Source organism: Polaromonas sp. (genome assembly GCF_010365105.1).
Taxonomy (GTDB): Bacteria; Pseudomonadota; Gammaproteobacteria; order Burkholderiales; family Burkholderiaceae_C; genus Polaromonas.
Genome location: NZ_JAAFGZ010000004.1, coordinates 114,108 through 135,126, shown reverse-complemented (window position 1 = coordinate 135,126; position 21,019 = coordinate 114,108). Strand labels below are relative to the sequence as shown.

20 protein-coding genes are annotated in these 21,019 nt (G+C 63.0%); 7 read left to right on the top strand and 13 right to left on the bottom strand.

Annotated features, from left to right (window positions below; genetic code table 11):
• The first annotated feature begins 129 nt into the window (after positions 1-129).
• Positions 130-612, top strand: coding sequence for a hypothetical protein (locus tag GZ092_RS03980; RefSeq protein WP_293634576.1), 483 nt, complete (start codon positions 130-132; stop codon positions 610-612).
• A 123-nt stretch (positions 613-735) separates the two neighbouring features.
• Here the strand turns inward: GZ092_RS03980 and GZ092_RS03975 are convergent, their stop codons facing one another.
• From GZ092_RS03975 to GZ092_RS03955, 5 genes are all read right to left on the bottom strand, one after another.
• Positions 736-1,326 (bottom strand): DUF3455 domain-containing protein, encoded by a 591-nt coding sequence (locus GZ092_RS03975; protein ID WP_293634574.1) that lies wholly within the window; start codon positions 1,324-1,326, stop codon positions 736-738.
• Positions 1,327-1,454: 128 nt separating this feature from the next.
• On the bottom strand, positions 1,455-2,102 hold the full coding sequence (locus GZ092_RS03970; protein WP_293634572.1) for a DUF924 family protein: 648 nt from the start codon (positions 2,100-2,102) through the stop codon (positions 1,455-1,457).
• Entirely contained in the window at positions 2,099-2,311 is a 213-nt protein-coding gene (locus tag GZ092_RS03965; protein ID WP_293634570.1) for a hypothetical protein, read from the bottom strand. Before GZ092_RS03965 ends, GZ092_RS03970 begins: the two co-directional genes overlap by 4 nt.
• Complete coding sequence (locus GZ092_RS03960) at positions 2,308-3,633, bottom strand: MFS transporter (protein ID WP_293634568.1); 1,326 nt, start codon at positions 3,631-3,633, stop codon at positions 2,308-2,310. The genes GZ092_RS03965 and GZ092_RS03960 overlap by 4 nt, the downstream gene beginning before the upstream one ends.
• A gap of 45 nt (positions 3,634-3,678) precedes the next feature.
• A complete protein-coding gene (locus GZ092_RS03955; protein ID WP_293634566.1) occupies positions 3,679-5,295 on the bottom strand; it encodes a choline dehydrogenase in 1,617 nt (538 codons plus the stop codon).
• Between the two features lie 186 nt (positions 5,296-5,481).
• On the opposite strand from GZ092_RS03955, the gene GZ092_RS03950 reads away from it, so the two are divergent.
• The 3 genes from GZ092_RS03950 (at position 5,482) to GZ092_RS03940 (ending at position 8,011) form a co-directional block, all read left to right on the top strand.
• Entirely contained in the window at positions 5,482-6,240 is a 759-nt protein-coding gene (locus tag GZ092_RS03950; protein ID WP_293634564.1) for an IclR family transcriptional regulator, read from the top strand.
• Between the two features lie 82 nt (positions 6,241-6,322).
• A complete protein-coding gene (locus GZ092_RS03945; protein ID WP_293634562.1) occupies positions 6,323-7,156 on the top strand; it encodes an undecaprenyl-diphosphate phosphatase in 834 nt (277 codons plus the stop codon).
• A 471-nt stretch (positions 7,157-7,627) separates the two neighbouring features.
• On the top strand, positions 7,628-8,011 hold the full coding sequence (locus GZ092_RS03940) for a hypothetical protein (protein ID WP_293634560.1): 384 nt from the start codon (positions 7,628-7,630) through the stop codon (positions 8,009-8,011).
• 51 nt (positions 8,012-8,062) lie between these two features.
• Here GZ092_RS03940 and GZ092_RS03935 read toward each other — a convergent pair whose 3' ends face one another.
• The 5 genes from GZ092_RS03935 to GZ092_RS03915 form a co-directional block, all read right to left on the bottom strand.
• Positions 8,063-8,905, bottom strand: coding sequence for an alpha/beta hydrolase (locus GZ092_RS03935; protein ID WP_293634558.1), 843 nt, complete (start codon positions 8,903-8,905; stop codon positions 8,063-8,065).
• Between the two features lie 80 nt (positions 8,906-8,985).
• Positions 8,986-9,813, bottom strand: coding sequence for a proteasome-type protease (locus GZ092_RS03930; RefSeq protein WP_293634646.1), 828 nt, complete (start codon positions 9,811-9,813; stop codon positions 8,986-8,988).
• Between the two features lie 42 nt (positions 9,814-9,855).
• Positions 9,856-12,468 carry a DNA mismatch repair protein MutS gene (mutS, locus tag GZ092_RS03925; RefSeq protein WP_293634556.1) on the bottom strand — a complete coding sequence of 871 codons (2,613 nt, stop codon included), beginning with the start codon at positions 12,466-12,468 and terminating at the stop codon, positions 9,856-9,858.
• Between the two features lie 205 nt (positions 12,469-12,673).
• Positions 12,674-14,908: an FUSC family membrane protein gene (locus tag GZ092_RS03920; RefSeq protein WP_293634554.1), complete on the bottom strand. Its 2,235-nt coding sequence runs from the start codon at positions 14,906-14,908 to the stop codon at positions 12,674-12,676.
• Between the two features lie 86 nt (positions 14,909-14,994).
• Positions 14,995-15,987, bottom strand: coding sequence for an inositol monophosphatase family protein (locus tag GZ092_RS03915; protein WP_293634552.1), 993 nt, complete (start codon positions 15,985-15,987; stop codon positions 14,995-14,997).
• Positions 15,988-16,135: 148 nt separating this feature from the next.
• Between GZ092_RS03915 and GZ092_RS03910 the strand changes: the two genes are divergently transcribed.
• Complete coding sequence (locus GZ092_RS03910; RefSeq protein WP_293634550.1) at positions 16,136-16,963, top strand: RNA methyltransferase; 828 nt, start codon at positions 16,136-16,138, stop codon at positions 16,961-16,963.
• Positions 16,964-16,973: 10 nt separating this feature from the next.
• Positions 16,974-17,753 (top strand): serine O-acetyltransferase, encoded by a 780-nt coding sequence (gene cysE / locus GZ092_RS03905; RefSeq protein ID WP_293634548.1) that lies wholly within the window; start codon positions 16,974-16,976, stop codon positions 17,751-17,753.
• 25 nt (positions 17,754-17,778) lie between these two features.
• On the opposite strand, the gene GZ092_RS03900 is transcribed toward cysE, so the two are convergent.
• From GZ092_RS03900 to yjgA, 3 genes are all read right to left on the bottom strand, one after another.
• Positions 17,779-18,156: an ABC transporter substrate-binding protein gene (locus GZ092_RS03900; RefSeq protein ID WP_293634546.1), complete on the bottom strand. Its 378-nt coding sequence runs from the start codon at positions 18,154-18,156 to the stop codon at positions 17,779-17,781.
• A 96-nt stretch (positions 18,157-18,252) separates the two neighbouring features.
• Complete coding sequence (mog, locus tag GZ092_RS03895) at positions 18,253-18,843, bottom strand: molybdopterin adenylyltransferase (protein WP_293634544.1); 591 nt, start codon at positions 18,841-18,843, stop codon at positions 18,253-18,255.
• Entirely contained in the window at positions 18,840-19,433 is a 594-nt protein-coding gene (gene yjgA / locus GZ092_RS03890) for a ribosome biogenesis factor YjgA (RefSeq protein WP_293634542.1), read from the bottom strand. The genes mog and yjgA overlap by 4 nt, the downstream gene beginning before the upstream one ends.
• A 21-nt stretch (positions 19,434-19,454) precedes the next feature.
• Between yjgA and pmbA the strand changes: the two genes are divergently transcribed.
• Positions 19,455-20,864, top strand: coding sequence for a metalloprotease PmbA (gene pmbA / locus GZ092_RS03885; RefSeq protein WP_293634539.1), 1,410 nt, complete (start codon positions 19,455-19,457; stop codon positions 20,862-20,864).
• The last annotated feature ends 155 nt before the right edge of the window (positions 20,865-21,019 follow it).

The window sequence follows — 21,019 nt, the reverse complement described above, 5'->3', positions numbered from 1 at the left end:
TAGGGGGTAGAAAGTTGAGGTTACGTTTGGCAACCTTCTTAACGGTGCGTGCAGTAGGCGGCTTGGGGTCTGGCGCGTTTAATTCAAGACATGGGTATTTCGCGCCCTTTTTTTATTCAGGAGAAGTTCATGAAGACAAGCATCCGGACCACCCGCTCTGCCATCCTGGCAAGTGCCGCCGCCACGCTGGCTGTGGCCGCCCTGGGTTTTGCAGGCGCCGCGCAGGCCCGCGACAACGTGAACTGGTCGGTCGGCGTCGGCATACCGGGCGCGGTGGTGAACGTCGGTAACGTGGGTTCGGTGTACCCGCAACCCGTCTATGTCCAGCCCCAGCCGGTCTACATTCAGCCCCAGCCGGTGTATGTGCAGCCCGCACCGCGCTATTACCAGCCGCGTCCCGTGTTCGTGAGGCCGGCGCCGGTGTACTTGGCGCCGCAGCCGATTTACTACGAGCGTGAACGTCGCCACGGCCACCACAGGCGCCATGACGGCGGCAACTATGTTCAGGGCAACGGCTACGGCCAGGGTTATGGGCAAGGGTATGGCCAGGTTTATTACCAGGGTGGCGACCGCGACGGCTACCGCGGCGACCGGCATGACGGCCGCCGCTGATCCGGTCACTCCGATTCTTTAGACGTCAAAAAGCCCGCAAGGCCTGAAGCCTGCGGGCTTTTTGACGCCTGTCCGGGCGTTATGAAAGGGGTGTGGTGATCACTTTCCCTTGCCTTGAACGCATCAAGCCGCTTTCCAGAAAATGTAGTCAGCCTGGTAAGGCAGCGTCAGCTTGTCGCCGACATCGGTCTGCGTGCAGGCCTTGCTCAGGTCCTGTCCGCCCTTGGTCTTGATGCGCTGGATGTAGGTGATGTTCTGCATGGCGCCTGGGGCTGCACCGGGCCTGCCCTTGGACAACTGGTAGGCCAGGTTGGTGGCGCCGGGGCGTGGTGCAAGGGCGACCTGCGTGCCAACGACGCTGGAGCCGTCGGTGTGCGTCCAGGTGGCTGGCGGGCCTGAGTACCTGGCGACTGTCTTGCCGGTGCGGTCCATCAGCTCAGCCTGAGGGCTGGCGAGCACCCAGCCGATGGCGCCGCCCATGGCCGGATTCGCCTTGCATTCGTAGTTGAGGACACCGACCGCCGTGGTTTCCAGCGCCACCACATGGCCCGATGGCACCTGGATCTGGTCGTCCAGCCGTTCCTGGGTGTATTCCTTGGGCGGCGCCTTGACGCCGGCGCATCCGGCCAGCAGTGCGACCGAGCCGGTCACGAAAGCCAGTGCCAAAACAGCGCTTTTGCTGCGCATGCCGACGGGAGTGTGTGCAATTTTCATCAGTTTCCTCAAAAATTTGTTTCACCGCCAAGTACACCTCAACGCCGCAAGCACGACGGTAGGACGTTGCGCTGATTTACTGAGGGGGCATTTCCAGCATATGAAATGAACCGGACGGCTTGAACTGCTTATTGCCCGAAGCGCTGGCCATTGTGCAGGGAGTCGTTTTCCTCGGCGCTGCTGGCGCGGCCCAGCACCTCATTGCGGTACGGAAAACGGCCGAACCGGGCAATGATGCCGTGGTGCTCGATGGCAGAGTCAAGGTTGCCCTGCAGTTTGGGTTTCAGAGCGGCGGGGGCATCGGCCACCAGTTGTGAAAAACAGGCCACGCATTTTTCCTGCAGTCCCAAGTCTTCGGCGTGCATCAGCGGCATGTACAAAAACACCCGGCCGACCCACGGCAATTGCCGGTCTTCCTGCTTCGCCAGCGTGTTCAGCGTCAGTTGCTGCGACTGCGCGTCGCTGTCAAAAGCACGGGCAGTGCCGCGAAACACGTTGCGGCTGAACTGGTCGAGCAGAATCACCAGCGCCAGCCGGCTGTGAAGCGCTGCTTCCCACGGCGCCAGTTCACCTTGCATGGCCGACTGCACCGCCTGGCCGAAGCGGGACCGGATTTCAGCGTCAAGCGCGGCGCCACCCAGGAACCAGCGCCGGTTCATGTCTTGGGACGGCCAGCCCAACGTCATGCCGTCACCCAGCCAGAACTCCAGGATGTCGGTGGGCGTAGGCAGAGCAGTCTCGATTTGTGAGGTGGCGTTTGGCGTGGTGGAGGTCATGGTGCTGCCAGCTTAATTCTTTTCCACTTCAATGCAACGGTCCCCCGAACTGCATCGCAATGAGGCGAAAACTGCTCTTGAACAGAAGTCTTGATGGCATGGCTGAATTTGAAATGGAAAATGAAATGCACAACGCCCGACACAAGCGTTGCTTGTGTCGGGCGTTCGGCCTTCAGCGCCTGCAGGCTTGTGGCCTGCGCCAGCTTCAAGCGCGTTGACCCCGCCTTGTCGGCATTTCAATCGTGGCGAGCCTGGCCTTGTCGCGTCCGATTGACCAGGCACAGGCTGCCGACACGGCGCCTGCAAACAGCACGTACAGGCAGACATGCCACGGGTCGCCGCCTCCCGTCTTGAGCAGCGCAGTGGCGATGATGGGCGTGATGCCCGATGCAAAGATGCCCGAGAACTGGTAAACAAACGAGATGCCGGTGTAGCGCACCTTGGCGTCGAACAGATCGCAGAACAGTGCCGCTTCGGGTCCGTAGACCGCGGCGTAAAGGATGCCGAACGGAACAACGATCGAGATCCAGACAAGCGTGACATTGCCTTGAGAATGCGTCATCAGCCAAAAGGCGGGAAATGCCGACAGCGCGGTAATGATCGAGCCCCACATGAACACTTTGGTCCTGCCGATGCGGTCCGACAGACGGCCAAAGAAAGGAATGGTGACAATCATGACCAGGGCTGAAATCATCACGCCAAGCAGGGCATCGGTGCGGCTGATCTTGACGGTATTGGTCAGGTAGTTGATCGAGAACACTCCAAAGATGTTGAAGAACACGCCGTCGATATAGCGAGCGCCCATGCCCTTGAGCACATTGCCCGGATAGCGCCGCATCATGTCGAAAAACGGGATGGCTGCCTCGGCGTTGTGTTCTTTCACGGCGGCAAACTCGGGCGTTTCCTGCACCGACAGCCGGATGTACATGCCGACGGCAACCATCACGCCCGAGAGCAGGAAGGCGATTCGCCAGCCCCAGGCCATGAACTGCGCATCCGTCAGCGCCCAGGACAACAGCCCCACCACGCCAGAGGCCATGCACAGGCCGATGGCCAGGCCGATTTGCGGCAACGATGCGTAAAAGCCGCGCTTTTCCTTGGGCGCGTATTCATACGCCATCAGCACGGCGCCACCCCATTCGCCACCCAGCCCGATGCCCTGCATCACGCGCATCAGCAGCAGCAGCAAGGGTGCGGCAATGCCGATCTGGTCGTAGGTGGGAATCAGGCCGATCAGGAACGTGGCCACGCCCATGATCATCAGGGTGATGACCAGCATGCTTTTGCGGCCCAGCTTGTCGCCAAAATGGCCAAACACCACGCCGCCCAGCGGGCGTGTGATGAAGCCGACGGCAAAAGTGCCATACGCCAGCATGGTGGACACCGTGATGTCGTCCGATGGAAAGTACAGGCGGTTGAAGACGATGCCGGCGACGACGCCGTACAAAAAGAAGTCATACCATTCGAGGCTGGCGCCCACCAGCGCCGAGATGACGACCTTGCGGATCGCCTTTTCATTGTGCGTGCTCATGTCTTGTCTCCTTTGTGTGAATGAAAGCTGTCTTGCGCGTGGCGCCTAGCGTGCGTACGCCGCTGTTTTCCTGGCATCCTCGCGAATCATGTCGGCCGCTTTTTCGGCAATCATGATGACCGGGGCATTGGTATTCCCGGACACGATTTCCGGCATGATCGAGCAGTCGACCACGCGCAGACCGGTGAGGCCATGCACCCGCAAGCGGGGATCGACCACTGCCATGGCGTCAATTCCCATCTTGCAAGTGCCACTCGGGTGGTAAATGCTCTGGCTGTAACGGCGGGCCGCGTCGAGCAACTCTGCATCTGTCTGGAACTGCGTACCCGGAACAAATTCAGAAATGATGTGCGGCGCCATCGAGGGAGACTGCGCAATACGACGAGCCACCTTGACACCGCCAATCACCACCGCATGGTCGCGCTCGTCGGACAGGTAGTTCGCGTAAATGGCCGGATAGACCAGCGCATCGGGCGACGTGATTTCGATGTGGCCACGGCTGTAGGGGCGCAATTGGCAGACCGACGAGGTGAAGGCCGAGAACTTGTGCGCCCCTTCGCCCGGCTTGTCGGCGCTCAGGGGCTGCATGTGGAACTGGATGTCGGGACGCGTCACGTCCGGTCCCGAGCGGGTGAAGATGGTGACCTGACTGGCCGCCAGCGTCAGCGGCCCGGTGCGGCTGAACGCATACTGCATGCCGACCTTCAACTGACCGAGATAGGTGTTGACCTCGTCGTTCAGCGTGCGCTCCCTGGTCTTGAAAACCAGACGGACTTGCAAATGGTCCTGCAGGTTTTGGCCAACCCCTGGCAGGGCATGCACCACCGGCACGCCCACCCTGGCCAGCAGATCCGCCGGACCGACGCCAGAGCATTGCAGCAGCTGCGGTGAACCGATGGCGCCAGCGGCCAAAATCACTTCGGCGCCAGCATGGGCTTGAAGGCGTTGCCCGTCCTGCACATATTCCACCCCGACGGCGCGCTTGCCTTCGAACAGCACACGGGTGGTCTGTGCCTTGGTCTTGACGACAAGGTTGGCGCGCTTGCGGGCAGGCCGCAGAAAGCCGCGGGCCGTGCTCCAGCGAAAGCCTTTGTGAGCCGTCTGCTGAAAGTAGCCCACACCCTCTTGCACCGCGCCGTTGTAGTCTTCGTTGAAAGGGATGCCAATGTCCATGGCGCCGGCAATGAAATGGTCCGCAATAGGGCGACGCAGCCTGAGGTCAGAGACTTTCAGCGGGCCACCGACGCCGTGGTAGTCATTGGCCCCGCGCTCCTGATCCTCTGATTTCTTGAAGTAGGGCAGCACGTCGGCGTAGCTCCATCCCGGATTTCCCAGCTCAACCCAGCGGTCGTAGTCTTCGCGCTGGCCGCGCACATAGAGCAAGCCGTTGAGCGAACTCGAACCCCCCAGCACCTTGCCTCTGGGCCATTGCAATTGGCGATTGGCGGTGCCCGGTTCGGGCTCGGTCTTGTAGCACCAGTCCAGCTTGGGGTCGTGCATGGTCTTGAAGTAGCCCACCGGCACATGGATCCAGGGGTTCCAGTCCTTGCCGCCGGCTTCCAGCAACAGCACCCGGGTTGCCGGATCTTCAGACAACCGGTTGGCAAGGACGCAACCTGCAGAACCGGCGCCGACAATGATGTAATCAAATTCTTTGGTCATACTTCTTGCCTTGCTTGCTTGTTTGGTTTGCCTTGGCATTGCAGCCTCGACATTCATTTTTTTGCCCCTCGAAAGCAGAGTTAAAAATTAACGGACCTTTTTGTTCCATTTATTTTCTGTGAATAATTATTTAGTGGAACTCTAGGTTCCACTATTAGCATTTACCCTATGAACGAAAAAAACGTCTTGAATTCAGTTTCTTCAACCGGGTCTTCGGCCGAACGAAGCTTGCGTTTGCTGGCACGCCTGGCCAAAGAAGGCCGTGCGCTTTCACTGGCGGATCTGGCTGCCGACCTGGCCTTGCCCAAAGGCACGGCCCATCGTTTGTGCGCACAGTTGCTGGAGACGGGATTCATTGCGCGTGACATCAACGAGCGCGACTTCATCGTCGGCCCCGCGCTTCGCAAATTGTCTTTTGATACCTTGAACCACGGCACGGTTCGTAGCCTGCGCCATCAGGTGTTGTCGGAACTGGTCCAGCAGGTGGGTGAAACCTGTAACTTCACGACACTGGATGGTGCTTCGGTGCTCTACCTGGACCGTGTCGAGGCACCCTGGCCCTGGCGGCTGACGCTGATGGTGGGCGAACATGTGCCCTTGCATTGCACCGCCAGCGGAAAATTGTTCCTGGCCCTGATGCCTGCCAAACAGCGTGACTTGCTGGTGTCCGAGCTGACCTTGACGCCGATGACCGAAGCCACCTTGACGTCAAAGGATGCGCTGCTTCAGGAGTGCGCCAATATTGCCCGTGCAGGCTACTCGCTGGACCGCCAGGAGTTCATCGATGGATTGCTGGCCCTGGCCGTGCCGGTGTGTGATGACAGCGGCATCATGCGTGCGGCCCTGGCCGTGCATGCGCCGGTCTCGCGACTTTCGGCCGAACAGGCGCTTCAAAGATTGCCGGCTCTACAGGTGGCGGCCCAGCGCCTGAGCCGGCTTTTGTAAGGCCTTCCAGTCCGTTGGCACCGGCTCAACCACAGGGCGAAAAGCCAGCGACGATAATCGCGCCTTCATTCAAGGAGTACGCGTGGATATTGTTTTGCTGGTCAAAGCCGCCATCATGGGCGTTGTCGAAGGACTGACCGAATTTCTTCCCATTTCATCCACCGGCCACCTGATCCTGGCCGGTGCGCTGCTGGGCTTTGACGACGAAAAGGCCAAGGTGTTCGACATTGCCATCCAGACCGGCGCCATCTTTGCGGTGATCCTGGTGTACTGGCAAAAAATCCGCAGCACCCTGATCGCGCTGCCGAACGAAAAGCAGGCGCAGCAGTTCGCGCTGAATGTACTGGTGGCTTTTATTCCGGCCGTGGTGCTGGGGCTGCTGTTCGGCAAGGCCATCAAGGCGCATCTGTTCACGCCGGTGGTGGTAGCCAGCGCCTTTATCGTTGGCGGCTTCATCATCTTGTGGGCCGAAAAGCGCCAGCAGCGCAACCCGGCGGCCATTCGCATCCACGATGTCGAGTCGATGACGACGATGGACGCGCTCAAGGTCGGGCTGGTGCAATGCCTGGCGATGATTCCGGGCACCAGTCGCAGCGGCTCGACCATCATCGGCGGCATGCTGCTCGGCCTGTCGCGCAAGGCAGCGACCGATTTTTCGTTCTACCTGGCGATTCCGACGCTGATTGGCGCGGGCGTCTACAGCCTGTTCAAGGAGCGAGCGCTGCTGTCGATGGCCGACCTGCCGATGTTCGGCGTCGGCCTGCTGTTTTCCTTTTTGAGCGCCTGGCTGTGCATTCGCTGGCTGCTCCGCTACATCGCCAGCCACGACTTCGTGCCCTTCGCCTGGTACCGCATCGCGTTTGGCATCGTGGTGCTGGCCACCGCCTGGAGCGGCCTGGTGGTCTGGGCGGATTGACCAAGAAACAGTGACGGCTCATCTGACTGAAGGTGGACTTGCGGTTTCTGTTCTTTGGTTTTGGGATTTGGTGGCTTCTCCTGTGGTTTGAGGGGTGAGCGCCTTCCCGGCGGGGGGTAACTTTCTTTTCTGGCAAAAAAGAAAGTCACCAAAGAAAGTTGCCTGAAGGTCGGGATCGGATCAGAGCTGAACGCTCTGACGGGCCATCGCTTCGCTGGGCCCTGGGCACCTGGATCTGAGGGCTGGTGGCATTGTCAAAGGCTGGCTGGTTCGACTGCTCGTTCGCCAACAGCTTCACGCTCTGCTTGACCGTTTCCTTTGTGCTTTAAGCACTTCTTCCAGTTTCTTGTTTTAAACTTTTCTTGGTCAGGGCGGGTCGGGGGCTGACAACGGACAGTAAAAAGAGCAAGGGTGGTTCCAGAGCTACTGACACACCATAAAGAAAATAGGCGTTGCCTACAGCTAACCGCGATGCGCAAAGCGCAAGCCAAGCAGATCAAGCAGATCAAGCAGAGCGTGAAGCTGTTGGCGAACGAGCGGTCGAACCAGCCAGCCTTTGGCATTGGCTACCAGCCAGCGATCAAAGAACTCAGGGCCCAGCGAAGCGATGGCCCGACAGAGCGTTCAGCTCTGATCCGCTCCCGCCCTCAGGCAACTTTCTTTGGTGACTTTCTTTTTTGCCAGAAAAGAAAGTTACCCTCCGCCGGGAAGGCGCTCACCCCTCAATCCACAGAAGAAGCCTCCAAATCCCAAGAAAAACAGCAAACAAACGGTAAGCATTCGCAATTAAAAAAACATAATAAAAAAGCAGTTTTACGCAAGCTGCTGAAAGCTTTACAGCTATCTATTAAATAGCAAGCCGCGAGCGTCTGGTTTGGAGCAAACAGAATGCCTAGAAAGCCGCCTTCAGCCCATGAAATTCAGCAGCGCCGCTTCGATGGCGGCAGCGGTGGCCAGGGGCTTTTCCATCGGGAACAGGTGGCTGCCGTCGAGCATCATGATGCGGCCCTGGGTGATTTTCTGCGTCATCGCCATGCCGACCTGCTTCATCTCGGCCGACTGGCGCCCGCCGATGAACGTCGCCGGACATTGCAGCGGATGCGTTTTCAGCAGCTGCTCCAGGTTGTCGGGCAGGGTGTTGTAGATCACGGTTTCCACGTCGCGGTCAAAGCTCAGCAGGCGCTGCCCCTGCGCGCTTCCGCCTTCGTCGTGGGTGCCGTGGTCAATATAGTCGCGCAGCACCTGCTCGTCCCAGCGGGCAAAGGCTTTCTTGCTGCGAAAGTGCGCCAGCACCTCGTCCCGGCCCAGCCACTGGTGGCGGCGCTTGCGGCTGATGGCCCCCGGCGAAATCGAGCCCACCAGCCGCGCCCGCTTGGCCACGCTCAGCGCCTTGGCGCGCCAGCCGCCCAGCACCGGCGAGTCGAGCATCAGCACGCCAGCAACCTTGTGGCCACCAAGTTCGGGGTATCGGGCGGCACACATCAGGCTCAGAAAGCCGCCCAGCGAATGGCCGACCAGAAAGGCTGGCTGGCCGGACTTTTCGACTTCCTGGCTGGCAAAGTCGGCCAGTTGCTGGACCAGGTTGGGCCAGTTGCTCGTGACCGGGTAGTGCGGGTCATGGCCGAATTTTTCAATCGCCTGGATTTGAAAACCCCGTGCCTTCAGGCTCTGGAACAGCACGCCGTAGGTACTGGCCGGAAAGCTGTTGCCATGGGAAAAAATGATGAGGGGCTTGGGACTTGTGGGCACGTAAATAAGGGGGGCCGCAGCGCGCAGGCTACGGTTTTGCCCGGAGGTAAATGTCGGTGAAGGGGCAATGAAAAAAATGGCTAGATCAGTTTTTCATGCGGCGTGCTGATTTTTTTCAGCGCGGCATGGCGGCCGGCCGGCATCTTGATCGGTGTATCGGTGTGCGCATCGTTCCACACCGGGTCTTCGATGCTGTCGAACACCTGGCGAAGCTTTTGCCCCCAGCTGTTGTGCATCATCTGGTAGTAGGGGTTGTCCTGGTCGATGCAGACGATCTTGTCGCTTTTCAGGCTGTCTGCTTCATACACCACCAGGTCCAGCGGCAGGCCGACCGACAGGTTGGACTTCATGGTCGAGTCCATCGACACCAGCGCGCATTTGGCGGCCTCGTCCAGCGGGGTTTCGGGCCGGATGACCCGGTCGAGCACCGGCTTGCCGTACTTCGATTCGCCAACCTGGAAATAGGGCGTTTCTTCGGTGGCCTCGATGAAGTTGCCGGGCGAATACACCTGGAACAGGCGCATTCCTTCGCCCTTGATCTGGCCGCCGAAGACCAGTGACACGTTGAAGCCGACATCGTCGTTCCTCAGCGCCCGGGCGTCATGGTCATAGACGCGGCGGATGGCCGAGCCGAGCACGCGGGCGGCGTCGAACATGCTCCTGGCGTTCCAGATGGTGATCGGCTCGCCGCCTGCGGGGTCGCGTATTTCCTCGGTCTGCAATATCTCGCGCACCGACTGCGAGATGGACAGGTTGCCGGCGGTCAGCAGCACCATGAAGCGGTCGCCGGGCTTTTCATAGACGATCATCTTGCGAAAGGTGCTGATGTGGTCCAGGCCCGCATTGGTCCGGGAATCGGACAGGAAAACCAGTCCGGCATTGAGTTTGATGGCGACACAGTAAGTCATGGCGTGAAAGTTGGGTTTGGAGTACATGGGATGCCTGGAGTTTCAGGCGACCTTCGCAAGCTTTTTCAGCCGGTAAAGCGCATCGAGCGCTTCCCGGGGGGTCAGGATGTCAGGGTCTATTGTCGCCAGCGCCGTGTCAAGTAACGACGGCCCGGCTTCGGGCAGGCCAGGCGGCAGGGCGAACAGGTCGACCTGTGCGCTGGCCTGGGCTTGCTGGGTTTCCAGCGCGGCCAGCGCATGGCGCGCATGGTTGACGACGGCAGCGGGCACACCGGCCAGCTTGGCCACGGCGATGCCGTAGCTCTTGCTGGCCGGGCCGGGTTCGATGTGGTGCATGAACACAATGTCGTTGCCCGATTCGACCGCGCTGACGTGTACATTGACCGCGCCATGGTGCTGCGCCGGAAACCCGGTCAGCTCGAAATAATGCGTGGCAAACAGCGTAAAGGCTTGCGACTTGTTGTGCAGGTGGGCAGCAATGCCGCCGGCCAGCGCCAGGCCGTCGAAGGTCGAGGTGCCGCGTCCGATCTCGTCCATCAGCACCAGCGAATGCGGTGTGGCGGCATGCAGAATCTGCGCGGCCTCCAGCATTTCGAGCATGAAGGTCGATTGCGCATTGGCCACGTCGTCGGCTGCGCCGATGCGCGTGTGGATCGCGTCGATCGGCCCGAGCCGGCAGCGGCTGGCGGGCACATAGGAGCCGATGCTGGCCAGAAGCACGATCAGCGCGACCTGGCGCATGTAGGTCGATTTGCCGCCCATGTTGGGGCCGGTGATGATCTGCATCCGGCTTTTGCCGGTGAGGCTGCAGTCGTTGGCGATGAAGGCGCCGCCGCCCGTCTCGGCCAGCCGGCTTTCCACCACCGGATGCCGGCCCTGGCCGATGTCGATGCAGGGCTCCTTGACAAACACGGGGGCACACCAGCCCAGCGTCAGCGAGCGTTCGGCCAGCGCGCACAGCGCATCGAGCGCGGCAATGGCGCGCGCCAGCCGGCTCAGGGCGGGCACGAAGTCCTGCAACTGGTCGAGCAGCTGCTCGTACAGCCACTTTTCGCGCTCCAGCGCCCGGGTCGAGGCCGACAGCGCCTTGTCCTCGAAGGTCTTGAGTTCGGGCGTGATGTAGCGCTCGGCGTTCTTCAGCGTCTGGCGGCGCCGGTAGTCGGCCGGCACCTTGTCCGTCTGGCCCTGCGTGACCTCGATGTAGAAGCCGTGCACCTTGTTGAACTGCACGCGCAGGTTGGCAATGCCGGTTCTGGCCTTTTCACGGCTTTCCAGGTCGAGCAGGAAGCCGTCGCAGTTGGTCTGGATGGCGCGCAATTCGTCCAGCTCGGCGTCGCAGCCGTGGTTGATGACGCCGCCGTCGCGGACCAGCGCCGCCGGTTCGTCCAGGATGCAATGGCGCAGCAACTCGGCGCAGCCGGGTGGCGGCTGCAAATCCTCGAAAATAGTGGTCAAAAGTGCCGTTTGCGCACTGTCCACGGGCATCAGCAGCTCTGCTTTTTGTAGCGTCAGCTGCAAGGCGACAAGCTCGCGCGGGCGCACCTGGCGCAGCGCGATGCGGGCCGTGATGCGCTCGACGTCGCTGCTGCCCTTGAGCTGCGCGCGCAGGGTTTGCTGGGCGCTGGTGCGCAGCTGAGCGATGGCCTCCAGCCGGCTGGCGGCCTGGGCGCGGTCGCGGCGCGGGCTGAGCAGCCAGCTTTTCAGCGCCCGGCTGCCCATGCCGGTGGCGCAGGTGTCGAGCAGCGAGAACAAGGTCGGCGCACTTTCGCCGCGCAGCGTCTGCGTGAGTTCGAGGTTGCGCCGGGTCGTTTGTGGTAAGTCGATCAGTTCGCCGGAACGCACCACCTGCAGGCCCTGCACATGCGACAGCGCGCGGCCCTGGGTGTGCTCGGCATAGCCCAGCAGCGCCGAGGCGGCGGCATGCGCTTCGCCCAGGGCTTCGGCATGCCACGCCGCCAGCGAAGCCACCTTGAGCTGCTCCAGCAGGCGGCGCGCGCCCAATGCCGCGTCGAACTGCCACGCCGGCCGGGCGCTGGCGGCGCAGCGCCAGGTTTTCAGGCGCTGCTCGAACGCCGGCGTCACCTCGACGTTGTAGAGCAGTTCACTCGGGGCGATGCGCGCCAGCCAGGTTTCCAGCTCGCTGCTGGCGCAATGCGCCAGGTGGATTTCGCCCTGCGTCACGCTGAGCCAGGCCAGTCCGCAGGTGTTGCGCGCGCCCTGGTGCACGGAAAGCAGGATCAATTCGGTCTTGTCGTCGAGCAGTTCTGCGTCCAGTAGCGTGCCCGGCGTGACCACGCGCACCACCTTGCGCTCAACCGGACCTTTGCTGGTGGCCACGTCACCGATTTGCTCGCAGATGGCCACCGATTCGCCGAGCTTGATCAGCTTGGCCAGGTAGTTTTCGAGCGAGTGAAACGGCACGCCGGCCATCATCACCGGCTCGCCGGCCGACTGGCCGCGCCGGGTCAGCGTGATGTCGAGCAGGCGCGCCGCCTTTTCGGCGTCGCCATAAAAGACCTCGTAGAAGTCGCCCATGCGGTAGAACACCAGCGTGTCGGGGTACCCGGCCTTGATGGCGTGGTACTGCTGCATCATCGGGGTGTGCAGAGCGGCCTTGTCCGGTGGTTGGAGGGCCTGGGATGTTTCTCTTTGCATTCAGTTCACAGGCTTTTTCGGGCAGCCGTTAGGTGGGTTCAGGGTTCTTGGGCGATGGCTGATTTTCGCTGTTCTTGCGGAACAGGCCGGGAGACTGAACAATGCGCATTTTCGGATGCGCATCAAACCCCTGATTGTCGCTGCCCCCGGCAAGCCGGTTAAAACGACATCCGACCGGTGCGCATGCGGCCGGCTGTGCAAGCTTTCAGACGTGGACCCGGTTGGCCGCCAGGCGCAGTTCGCCGGCAATGGCGCAGGCCAGCTGCAGGCGGCGCAGCAGCCAGGGTGTCAGGTCGGCCGCCAGCAGCACATCCGGCCGCTCCAAGTAGGGCTGGCCCGACAGGCTGAAGCCGGGCGGGTTCACGCTTGAGGAGGCGGGTGCCTGGCCCGAGAGCTCGGTTTCGATGCAGCGCGCCGCCTGTTCCAGCGCCGGCGTGGCCTGCGCCAGGTCAAGCTGGCCGCGCCTGAGCATCAGCAGGGACTTGACCGCCGTCAGCTGCGCCAGCAACTGGTAGCTGCGCGCCTGCAGCACTTCGAGCGGCTCCAGCGGCGGGCGCACCTGGCGCGGCTCGGCCAGGCTGCGCTGGGTGGCCAGCGTCAGCGCCGACAGGCTGTCGTAGGCTTCACGGCGCGCCAGCCGCCAGTTCACGTCGGCTGTCTGGGCGGTGTCCAGCAGCGCCAGCGCCAGCGTGGCATGCTGGCTTTGCGCCTGGATGCTGCGCTTGACCAGGCCGGGAATCTGGCTGCGTTCCCACGACGGCAGCACATAGCTGAACAGCCAGGCCAGCAGCGCCCCGAGCAGCGTGTCGGCCAGCCGCTCGCCGATGGCAAAGGTGGGTTGCAGGCCAACCAGCATGAGGTGCGCCTGCAGCAGGCCGCTGACCGTGCCGGCTATCGTCGTGTAGAGGTAGCGGCGCAGCGCAAAAGCATGCGCCAGGCCGGTGCTGAGCGCAACGATCAGGAACAGAACCTTGGCACCCGGATGGAGGGTCAGCAGCCCCATCACCAGCAGGCAGGCGAGCACGGTGCCGGCGACACGCGCATTGCGCCGCTGCACCGTCTGCGCCAGGTTGCCGCGCATCACGACCACGATGGTGATCAGGATCCAGTAGTCGTGCGTGGCCCACGGCAGCTGCAGCGCCACGGCATAGCCGGTGGCCACGGCCAGCGTGGCGCGCAGCGCATAGCGCAGGGTCGGTGCGCGCCAGCCCAGTTGCCCGAGCAGCGGCTTGACGCTCCATTTCGTGGTGCTCACGAACAGCTGCCACTGGTTGCGCACCAGGCTCAGCTCGGGCGCCAGGTCGCCGCGCGCCAGCGCCGCGATCTTCACCGCCTCGTCATTGATGTGGCCGATGCGGTCAGCCATGTTGCGCAGCAGGGCGGCGGTATCGGGCGGATCGGTGCGCACCGGTTCGGGCGCCAGCGACGGGTTGGCGGTCGGGCGGGGCGGAAGCGTGCCGGCCAGCTTCGGCCGCAGGTCGGGAATCGGCTGGATCGACGTCTGACGCCGGCCCAGCAGCAGCGCCAAGCTAAGTGTCTGCAGTTCATCGGCCGTGGCGTTCAGCGCCTGCTGCAGTATGGGCAGGTGCAGCGCAATGGCACGACGGCCCAGCAGCACGTCCAGGTCGAGGTCGCAGGCCAGCTGGTGGTCGCGCGCTTCCAGCAGGCTCAGCAGCATGGCAGCCACCTGCTGGCGGGGCCGCGTGGTGGGCGACTCCAGCACCACGTTGCGCGCGTCCTGCAACTGGTCGGCAAAGTTGGCCTGCTGCGCCAGCATGGCTTCGAGCAGTGCCTGGTGGTCGGGCTCGTCGTCAAAACGCTGCGCCTGGGTGCGCAGGATGCCGGCAAAGCTGTGCAGGCATTCGGCCAGCAGCTGCAGCCGGTAACGGCGGTTGAGCAGGTGGGTGGTCAGCACCGCCCACAGCAGGTAAAGCACCGAGCCGGCGACAAACCAGGCGGTGTGCGCCAGCACCGCGTCCAGCGAAGTCATGGGCGGCGCGGCCATGGAAAACAGCATCGAGAACAGCAGCGAAAAGCAGATCGGCCCGCCGCGCTTGCCCCAGGCCATCAGCATCACGGCCAAAAAGGTGCCGCCCACCAGCACGCAGCCCAGCAGGAAATCATCCTGGCGCGTCAGCTGCACCAGCATGAACAGCGGCGTGCCCAGCACCGGTGCGGGCAGCACCTGCATGATCTTGCGCCGGCGCGGCGAGGGAACATCGGGCAGGCTGGTGATGATCACGCCGACGGCGGCGCTGGCGGCGGCTCCAAGTCCGGCCGATTCGAACAGCGCCAGCATGATCAGCACCAGGCCAAGGGAGACCGTCAGGCCGTTGGTGACATAGTGGCTCAAGGCCACGCGCAGTGCGTTTTGCGCCCGGCCGCGCAGGCGGGTCGCCAGCGGCGTCAGGGGAAACAGGTCCATCGGGGTACGGTTCATGGTATGTGCCCACACTGTACCGAAACCCGGACGCCGGAGCAGGCGGTTCCTGTCAGCGCCAACCGGAACCGAGCCGGTTATTTGCCTTAAAAAGGCGCGTCGGGCACCTGCTGTGCAGCTTCAGCCTCGGGCGCGGCTGCGCTGCCAGCCTTGATGCGCTTGGCCTTGAGCGTCGGCTTGGCGGCCGGCGCGGCTTCCTCACTGCCGTCGGCCGGTGTCTCGTCCCCGGCGCCACTCAATGCCTGACGAACGCTGGCCTTGTCGCCGGCACCGGCAAACTTGCTGTACTTGCCCAGCGTGCCGACCAGCTGGCCGTAGATGCGCGGGTTGCCGGCGACGCATTCGCCGTGGTCGATGAAATCGGCCTCGCCGGTGAAGTTGCCGATCAGGCCGCCTGCTTCAGTGATCAGCAGCGAGCCTGCCGCCACGTCCCAGGGCTGCAGACTGGTCTCGAAAAAGCCATCGGTGTAGCCGGCCGCGACATGCGCCAGGTCCAGCGCGGCAGCACCCGGGCGGCGCACGCCGGCGCACTGGCTCATGACTTCGCCCAGCATGTTCAGGTAAGGCTTGAGCTTGTCGCCGGGGCGGTAGGGAAAGCCGGTCGAGATCAGGCATTCCTGCAGGCGCGTGCGCTTGCCAACGCGGATGCGGCGGTCGTTCACGTAGGAGCCACGGCCCTTGCTGGCGCTGTAGATATCGTTGCGGTTCGGGTCGTAGACGACCGCCTGCTCGACCTTGCCGCGCACCGACAGCGCAATGCTGACGCAATAGAACGGAAAGCCGTGGATGAAATTGGTGGTGCCGTCCAGCGGATCGATGATCCAGACGAATTCGGAGTCTTTCGCGCCATGCTCGCTGCCCGATTCCTCGGCCAGGATGCCATGGCCGGGGTAGGCGGTCAGCAGGGTTTCGATGATCGCGGCTTCGGCGGCCTTGTCGACTTCGGTGACGAAGTCGTTGGTCTGCTTGACCGACACGCGGACCGCCTCGACGTCAAGGGCGGCGCGGTTGATGAGGGCGCCGGCGGCGCGCGCAGCCTTGACGGCCACGTTGAGCATGGGGTGTAGATTGCTGGACATAAATGGTAAGAAAGAGCGGGCAGGAACTGCAAAAACCGGGAACCGGTGGCAGGCGACAATAGCGGATTTTACCGGCTTCGCCCGCCTGGCCCGGAATCATCCCGACCGCCGGGTTTTTTACGGCGGCCCTCCGGCCATTTTTATCCCCATGAAAACCCGCTTCATCCTGATCAATACCAGCCACGCCGGCAATGTGGGCGCCACCGCCCGCGCCATGAAAACCATGGGCTTCGACGACCTGGTGCTGGTCGCGCCGCGCTGGGCCAATGTGCTGCGGCGCGAAGAAACCATCCAGCGGGCCAGCGGCGCGCTCGATGTGCTCAACAATGCGCGCATCGTTGAAACGCTCGACGAAGCGCTCGACGGCATGGCGCATCTGTGCGCCACGGCCATGACGCCGCGCGACTTCGGCCCGCCCACACGGGCGCCGCGCACGCATTTCGCCGAGCTGCTGGGCCTAGCTGATACGCTATCCAAAAATGAGCTGCTTGCGCCCGCCAGTATTGCGGAAAAGCCCGATTCGGTTGCTTTTTTGTTCGGTTCCGAGCGTTTCGGCATGCAAAACGACGACGTCTACCGCTGCCATGTGGCCCTGAGCATTCCAACCGATCCAAAATTCGGCTCGCTCAACCTCGGCGCGGCGGTGCAACTGGTGGCCTACGACTGGCGCGAAGCCCTGGGCGGCTTTGGCATCCAGGCATCGCCTGAAGAAGTCCGGCTGGCCGATGCCGCCGCCGTGGGCGGCATGCTCAGGCACTGGGAGGAAGCGCTGGTTCACATCGGCTTTCTCGACCCGGCATCGCCGAAGAAACTGATGCCGCGCCTGAACCAGCTGTTCAACCGCGCGCAGCTCAGCCCCGAGGAAATCCACATCCTGCGCGGCGTGGCCAAGGCCATGATGCGGCAGGCAGCCGATCAAGCCCGGCCCGCACAGGACAAGGCGCCAGCGCCAGCGGATACGCCGGCCAGCGCCTAAACTCCCCGGCATGTTTTCCAGACTCCTCTCCGACATCCAGTGCATCCTTGAACGCGACCCGGCCGCCCGCACCCGCTGGGAGGTGCTGACCTGCTACCCCGGCCTGCACGCGCTGGTGCTGCACCGGCGCGCGCACTGGTTCTGGACGCATGGCTTCAAATGGCTGGGCCGCTTCACCTCCCACATTTCGCGCTGGCTGACGGGCATCGAGATCCATCCCGGCGCGCAGATTGCCGGCTGCGTCTTCATCGACCACGGCATGGGCGTGGTGATTGGCGAAACCGCTGAAATTGGTTCGGGTTGCACGATTTACCACGGTGTCACGCTGGGCGGCACCTCGCTCTACAAGGGCGCCAAGCGCCATCCGACACTTGGCAAAAACGTGGTCGTGGGCGCCGGCGCGCAGGTACTGGGCGGCTTCACTGTCGGCGACGGCGCGCGCATCGGCTCGAACGCGGTGGTGGTCAAGCCCGTACCGGCCGGGGCCACGGCCGTGGGCAACCCGGCCCGCATCATCCAGCCCGGCGCCGACCTCAAGCGCGAGGAGGCGGCCAGCCAGATGGGCTTTTCAGCCTACGGCGTGACGCAGAGCGACGACCCGCTGAGCCAGGCCCTGCGCGGCCTGATCGACAACGCCTCTGGCCAGGAGCACCAGATTGCGCTGCTTTGGCAGGCGATTGAAAAGCTGTCGGCCCTGCCTGCCGCGCCGCACCGCGATTGCGTGCCCAAGGATGCCGCGCTGCAGGAAAACTTTGAAGCCGACAAGCTGAACCAGCTGGTCGGCAAATAGCCGGCGGCACCGGCCCAGAAAACGTTTATTTGGCTGCAGGGGCTGACGCCGCCGCTGCCGCTTTTTCTGCTGCGGCTTTTTGTTTTTCTTCAGGGTTCATCGCCCCGGCGATGGCGCTGCCGGCCATCGACCCCACCACCGCGCCCACAGCCATGGAACCCATGGTGCCCATCATGCCGGACCCCGCTGCTGCAGGGGCGGCTGCAGGTGCTGCCGCTGCCGCAGGCGTGGCAGCCGGGGCTGGTGCTGCTGCCGCAGGGGCTCTGGCGGGCGCGGGGGCTGCCGCGCGAGGTGCCGCTTTCATGCCGCCACCCATGCGCTTGGCATGGGCCAGCGAAGGCAGTGTCAGGGAAGCCACAGCCAGGGCCACGATGGAAAGGCTGGTGCGAAAGGAAGCGTTCATGGGGTCACTCGGGTAAAAAACAGACAAAAATGCCAGGGCGGTGTTGCCCGGCTTTCCCGCTGCATGCCTGGGTTGCGAATGCAGCGTTGTCGGCTTTTATACCGCGCGAAGGGCGTTCTTGGGCCTAAAGGCCTTGCAAACCGCCGGGTCGGTTTCCAGGTAAGGCCCGCCGATCAAGTCGATGCAATAGGGAATGGCGGCAAAAATACCCGGCACGACCGATTCACCCGTTTCGTTCTTCAGGCCTTCGAGCGTTTCGGCGATCGCCTTGGGCTGGCCAGGCAGGTTCAGGATCAGGCTGTTGTCCCGAATGACCGCCACCTGGCGAGACAAAATGGCCGTCGACACGAACTTCAGGCTGATCTGGCGCATCTGCTCGCCAAAGCCGGGCATTTCCTTGTGCGCCACGGCCAGCGTGGCTTCGGGCGTCACGTCGCGCAGTGCCGGGCCGGTGCCGCCGGTGGTCAGCACCAGGCAGCAGCCGGCATCGACCAGCTCAATCAGCGCGCTGCTGATGCCGGCCTGTTCATCGGGAATCAGGCGCTCTTCAAAGGTGATCGGGTTGCGCAGCGCGCGCGTCAGCCAATCTTTCAGGGCGGGCAGGCCCTTGTCCACATAGACGCCGCTGGAGGCCCGGTCGCTGACCGACACGATGCCGATCTTGACCGCATCAAAATGCGTGCTCATGGCTTGGCATCCTCGGCCATGGCCAGCTTGACCAGCTGGAAAATCTCGCGGTAGGACTTGGCGTGGCGCGGCGCCTCACCCGGCGTTTCGGGCTTGGCCATGTCTTTCCTGGCCTGGCGGATCAGCGCGCGCAACTGCTGCGAGTCGGTCGCCGGGTAGTCGGTCAGCCACTCGCTGAGCGCATCGTCCGAGGCCATCAGCTTGTCGCGCCACTGTTCGGCCAGGTGCAATGCCAGCGTCAGGTCGGCCGAGCCGTTGGCCTGCTCGTCAATCGCCGCGCGAATGGGCGTCATGTCGAGCGTGCGCATCAGCTTGCCGATGAACTGCATCTGGCGGCGCCGGCCTTCGAAGTTGGTGATGCGCTTGGCTTCCTTCAACGCGTCGAGCAGCTTGTCGGGCAGGTCGAGCCGCACCATCAGGTCGGTGCGCAGGGTCAGCAATGCCTCACCGAGTGCCTGCTTTTCGTCGGCTTCGGCCTTGAGCTGGGTCTTGCTTGGAGGGCCGACTTCTTCGAGTGCAATTTCTTCGGGTTTCACGAAACGGCCGTTGGACCAGTAGCCTTTGATGGCCTTGGGAGTCTTGTTGTTCATAGCGCTTAGTATCATAGATACATGACCCAAAAAATTCCTTCCCGTTCACCTCGCAGCGTTTCCCGCACCAAAACCCGCCAACCCGAGGCCGGTTTCAGCTACCACCGGGACTTTTTTGAAGACCTGGTCGATACCGCGTTGGGCCATGCCAAAAAACTTGGTGCCACCGATGCGGCCGCCGAAGCGTCTGAAGGCTGCGGCCTGTCGGTCAGCGTGCGCAAGGGCGAACTGGAATCGGTCGAACGCAACCGCGACAAGTCGCTCGGCATCACCGTCTATGTCGGCAAGAAGCGTGGCAATGCCTCCACCAGCGATTTTTCGAAGGCCGCGATCCAGCAGACCGTGAAAGCCGCCTACGATATCGCCCGTTTCACGGCGGAAGACGAGACTTCGGGCCTGCCCGACGAGCAGGACATCGCCCGCGAACATCCGGCGCTCGACCTGTTCCACCCGTGGGTCATCACGTCCGAGGAAGCCGCCCATCTGTCCTTGCAATGCGAAGCTGCCGCTTTCGCCACCTCGCGCCTGATCACCAACAGCGAAGGCGCGGGCGTGTCGGCGCAGCAAAGCCATTTCTTCAGCGCCCATTCCAAGGGCTTTCGCGGCGGCTATGCAAGTTCGCGCCACAGCATTTCGGTGGCGCCGATTGCCGGCAAGGGCAAGCAGATGCAGCGCGACGCCTGGTACAGCTCGATGCGCGATGCGAGCGAACTCGCCCGCCCCGAAGCGGTCGGCCGCTATGCCGCCGAACGCGCGCTGGCCCGCCTGAAAGGCCGGAAAATACCGACCACCGAATGCCCGGTGCTCTTCGAGTCGCCGCTGGCGGCCGGCCTGCTGGGCGGATTTGTGCAGGCCATCAGCGGCGGCGCGCTGTACCGCAAAAGCACCTTCCTGGCGAACAGCCTGGGCAAGATGGCTTTTCCCAAGCACATCGACATCCACGAAGACCCGCATCTGCCAAAGGGCAAGGGCAGCGCGCCGTTTGATGACGAAGGCGTCAGGACCAGCGCGCGGCAGGTGGTGGACGGCGGACGGGTCGAGGGCTATTTCCTCAGCACCTACTCGGCCCGCAAGCTTGGCATGCGCACCACCGGCAATGCCGGCGGCTCGCACAACCTGCTGCTGACCAGCCGCAAGACCAAGGCGGGTGACGACCTCGACGCCATGCTGCGCAAGCTCGGCACCGGCTTGTTCGTGACCGAACTGATGGGGCAGGGCGTCAACTACGTGACCGGCGACTATTCGCGCGGCGCTTCGGGTTTTTGGGTCGAGAACGGCGAGATTGCCTTTCCGGTCGAGGAAATCACGATTGCCGGCAACCTGAAAGACATGCTGATGGGTATCCAGGCCGTGGGCGCCGATGTCTACAACTACGGCGCCAAGAGCGTCGGTTCGATCCTGGTCAACCGGATGAAGGTGGCCGGGAGCTAGAGCCCCCACGGTCGCCCACTTCGTGTGGCTTCCTGCCCCCCGAGGGGGCCGCTGCGCCTGCAGTCCGGCTTAGCCGGTCCTGCGGCCCCTGCTGGTGGAAAAGTGCGCCGCTACGCTTTCCATGTCTTCTGTTTATCCACTTCCCCGAAAAGACT

Excerpts from the sequence above, each read along its gene's own strand:
- GZ092_RS03980 (WP_293634576.1), top strand. The coding sequence starts at position 130 with ATGAAGACAAGCATCCGGACCACCCGCTCTGCCATCCTGGCAAGTGCC.
- GZ092_RS03975 (WP_293634574.1), bottom strand. The coding sequence starts at position 1,326 with ATGAAAATTGCACACACTCCCGTCGGCATGCGCAGCAAAAGCGCTGTT.
- GZ092_RS03970 (WP_293634572.1), bottom strand. The coding sequence starts at position 2,102 with ATGACCTCCACCACGCCAAACGCCACCTCACAAATCGAGACTGCTCTG.
- GZ092_RS03960 (WP_293634568.1), bottom strand. The coding sequence starts at position 3,633 with ATGAGCACGCACAATGAAAAGGCGATCCGCAAGGTCGTCATCTCGGCG.
- GZ092_RS03955 (WP_293634566.1), bottom strand. The coding sequence starts at position 5,295 with ATGACCAAAGAATTTGATTACATCATTGTCGGCGCCGGTTCTGCAGGT.
- GZ092_RS03940 (WP_293634560.1), top strand. The coding sequence starts at position 7,628 with ATGCGCAAAGCGCAAGCCAAGCAGATCAAGCAGATCAAGCAGAGCGTG.
- GZ092_RS03930 (WP_293634646.1), bottom strand. The coding sequence starts at position 9,813 with ATGACTTACTGTGTCGCCATCAAACTCAATGCCGGACTGGTTTTCCTG.
- mutS (WP_293634556.1), bottom strand. The coding sequence starts at position 12,468 with ATGCAAAGAGAAACATCCCAGGCCCTCCAACCACCGGACAAGGCCGCT.
- GZ092_RS03920 (WP_293634554.1), bottom strand. The coding sequence starts at position 14,908 with ATGAACCGTACCCCGATGGACCTGTTTCCCCTGACGCCGCTGGCGACC.
- GZ092_RS03915 (WP_293634552.1), bottom strand. The coding sequence starts at position 15,987 with ATGTCCAGCAATCTACACCCCATGCTCAACGTGGCCGTCAAGGCTGCG.
- GZ092_RS03910 (WP_293634550.1), top strand. The coding sequence starts at position 16,136 with ATGAAAACCCGCTTCATCCTGATCAATACCAGCCACGCCGGCAATGTG.
- cysE (WP_293634548.1), top strand. The coding sequence starts at position 16,974 with ATGTTTTCCAGACTCCTCTCCGACATCCAGTGCATCCTTGAACGCGAC.
- GZ092_RS03900 (WP_293634546.1), bottom strand. The coding sequence starts at position 18,156 with ATGAACGCTTCCTTTCGCACCAGCCTTTCCATCGTGGCCCTGGCTGTG.
- mog (WP_293634544.1), bottom strand. The coding sequence starts at position 18,843 with ATGAGCACGCATTTTGATGCGGTCAAGATCGGCATCGTGTCGGTCAGC.
- yjgA (WP_293634542.1), bottom strand. The coding sequence starts at position 19,433 with ATGAACAACAAGACTCCCAAGGCCATCAAAGGCTACTGGTCCAACGGC.
- pmbA (WP_293634539.1), top strand. The coding sequence starts at position 19,455 with ATGACCCAAAAAATTCCTTCCCGTTCACCTCGCAGCGTTTCCCGCACC.